The organism is Streptomyces sp. FH025 (genome assembly GCF_017427025.1).
Lineage (GTDB): Bacteria > Actinomycetota > Actinomycetes > Streptomycetales > Streptomycetaceae > Kitasatospora.
Genome location: NZ_JAFLNG010000888.1, coordinates 1 through 2,696 on the forward strand (window position 1 = coordinate 1; position 2,696 = coordinate 2,696).

1 protein-coding gene and 1 pseudogene are annotated in these 2,696 nt (G+C 72.8%); both read right to left on the reverse strand.

Annotated features, from left to right (window positions below):
- Positions 1-2,135, reverse strand: a 2,135-nt coding sequence (locus tag J0670_RS35255) for a type I polyketide synthase (RefSeq protein WP_207816623.1), incomplete at its 3' end; no start/stop codon positions are given.
- 265 nt (positions 2,136-2,400) lie between these two features.
- Positions 2,401-2,696, reverse strand: a pseudogene (locus J0670_RS40665) (acyl carrier protein); the annotation flags it as partial.

Genomic DNA, 2,696 nt, shown 5'->3' on the forward strand with positions numbered 1-2,696 from the left:
CCCTCCGCGACAGCGGCCGAGCAGCTCACCGAGAGCATCCCCCCGAGACCCGCCAACACCTTCAACGACCGCGAACGCAGCGCCACCACCCGGGCACCGTCCTCCAGGGACAGCATCCCGGCGACGGTCGCAGCGGCGATCTCACCCTGCGAGTGACCCACCACAGCGGCAGGCTCGACACCCGCCGCCTCCCAGACGGCGGCCAGCGACACCATCACGGCCCACAGCGCCGGCTGCACCACATCAGCGGCCTCCAGCGCGGGAGCGCCCTCGGCACCGGCCAGCACCTCGGCGAGCTTCCAGTCCACGTACGGCGCCAGAGCCGCCTCGCACTCCGCCAGCCGGGCGGCGAACACCGGACTCACCGAAGCGAGCTCCCGGCCCATACCGACCCACTGCGACCCCTGACCCGCGAACGCGAACACCGTCCGCGCACCCGGCCGCGCCACACCCGACACCAGAGCACCACCGGGAAGACCAGCCGCCAGGCTCTGCAACCCGGACACCAGCTCGCCACGCTCGTCGCCGACCACGACCGCCCGGTGCTCGAAGGACGAACGCGTCGCCGCCAGCGACCACGCCACGTCCCGCGGCTCCAGCTCCGGCCGCTGCGAGACCCACTCCCGCAGCCGACCCGCCTGAGCCGTCAGCCCCTCGGCCGTCTTGCCCGACACCACCCACGCACCGGCACCTGCCACCACCGGCACCGTCTCCGGCGCCTGGACGGCCTCGGCGGCCTCGGCCGTCGGGGCCTCCTCCACGATGATGTGGGCGTTGGTGCCACTCAGCCCGAAGGAGGACACGCCCGCCCGGCGCACCCGCTCCCCGGCCGGCCACGGCACCGACTCCGTCAGCAGCTCCACCTCGCCGGCCGACCAGTCGATGTGCGGCGAGGGCTCGTCGGCGTGCAGGGTCTTCGGCAGCTGCTCGTTCTGCAGCGCCAGCACCATCTTGATCACACCGGCCACACCGGCAGCCTGCTGGGAGTGGCCGATGTTGGACTTCACCGAGCCGAGCAGCAGCGGCCTGCCCTCCGGCCGGTCCTGGCCGTACGTCGCGAGCAGGGCCTGGGCCTCGATCGGGTCGCCCAGGGTGGTGCCCGTGCCGTGCGCCTCCACCGCGTCCACATCGGCGGCCGACAGCCGGGCGCTGGCCAGCGCCGCACGGATCACCCGCTGCTGCGACGGACCGTTCGGGGCGGTCAGACCGTTGGACGCACCGTCCTGGTTGACCGCCGAACCACGCACCACCGCCAGCACCTTGTGCCCGTTGCGCAGCGCGTCCGACAGCCGCTCGACGACGACCATGCCGGCGCCCTCGCCCATCCCCATGCCGTCCGCCTGCGCGGAGAACGCCTTGCAGCGCCCGTCCTCGGCCAGGCCGCGCTGCCGGGAGAAGCCGACGAAGCCCATGGTGGTGGCCATGACCGTGACACCGCCGGCCAGCGCGAGCGAGCACTCGCCGGCACGGACCGCCTGACAGGCCAGGTGCAGCGCCACCAGGGACGAGGAACACGCCGTGTCGACGGACACCGCCGGGCCCTGGAGTCCGAGCAGGTAGGAGATGCGGCCGGACATCACGCTGGCCGCACCACCGGTCATGAGGTGCCAGTCGAGGCCCTCCATGGTCTGGAGGGACTGGTGCGCGACGTAGTCGGAGGGGGCGACGCCGACGAACACGCCGGTCTGCGAGCCCCGGAGCGAGGCCGGGTCGACCCCGGCCCGCTCCAGCGCCTCCCAGGACGTCTCCAGCAGCAGGCGCTGCTGCGGGTCCATCGCCAGCGCCTCACGCGGGCTGATCCCGAAGAACCCCGCGTCGAAGCCGGCCGCGTCCCGCAGGAACCCGCCCTCGACCACGTAGGACGTGCCCTGGTGGTCCGGGTCGGGGTCGTAGAGCCCCTCGGTGTCCCAACCCCGGTCCCCCGGGAAGCCGGAGATCGCGTCCCCACCGGCGGCGAGCAGCTCCCACAGTTCCTCGGGAGTCGTCACGCCGCCGGGGTACCGGCAGCTCATGCCGACGATCGCCAGCGGCTCCGAGGCCGCCGAGACGAGCTGGCGGTTGCGCTGCCGCAGCCGCTCGGTCTCCTTCACGGAGGCGCGCAGCGCTTCAAGGAGCTTGTCGGCCTGTCCGGTCATCGCTGCCTCCACGCATCGAGCTTCATCAACATCACTCCGCCTCGCCGTCCAGGGCCAGACGGATCAGGCTGTCGGCGTCCAACGCGTCGATGTCCTCGACGTCTTCGCCCTGGTCGCCCATCAGGGCGTCGTCACGGACGTCGGCGAGCCGCATCAGCGCCTCCATGAGCCCGGCGTCACGGAACCTGGACAGCGGCACGGTCGCGAGCGCCTTCCGGAGTTTCTCCTCGGCGGCGTCCGTCTCGCCATGTTCAACCAGCTCCGGCAGCAGCTTCTCCTGCAGGAACGCGGCCAGTTCCGTGGGGTTGGGGTAGTCGAACACCAGCGTGGCCGGCAGTCGCAGCCCGGTGGCGGTGCTGAGGCGGTTGCGCAGTTCGACCGCGGTGAGGGAGTCGAAGCCCAGGTCGGTGAAGGCCCGGGTGGACTCGATCGCCTCGGCGGAGGCGTGCCCCAGCACGGCGGCCACGTGGGACCCGACCAGGTCGGTGAGCAGCCGCGTCCGCTCCTGCTCGGACAGCCCGGACAGCTGCTGGCGCAGCGAGTCCGCGCCGACGGCTCCCG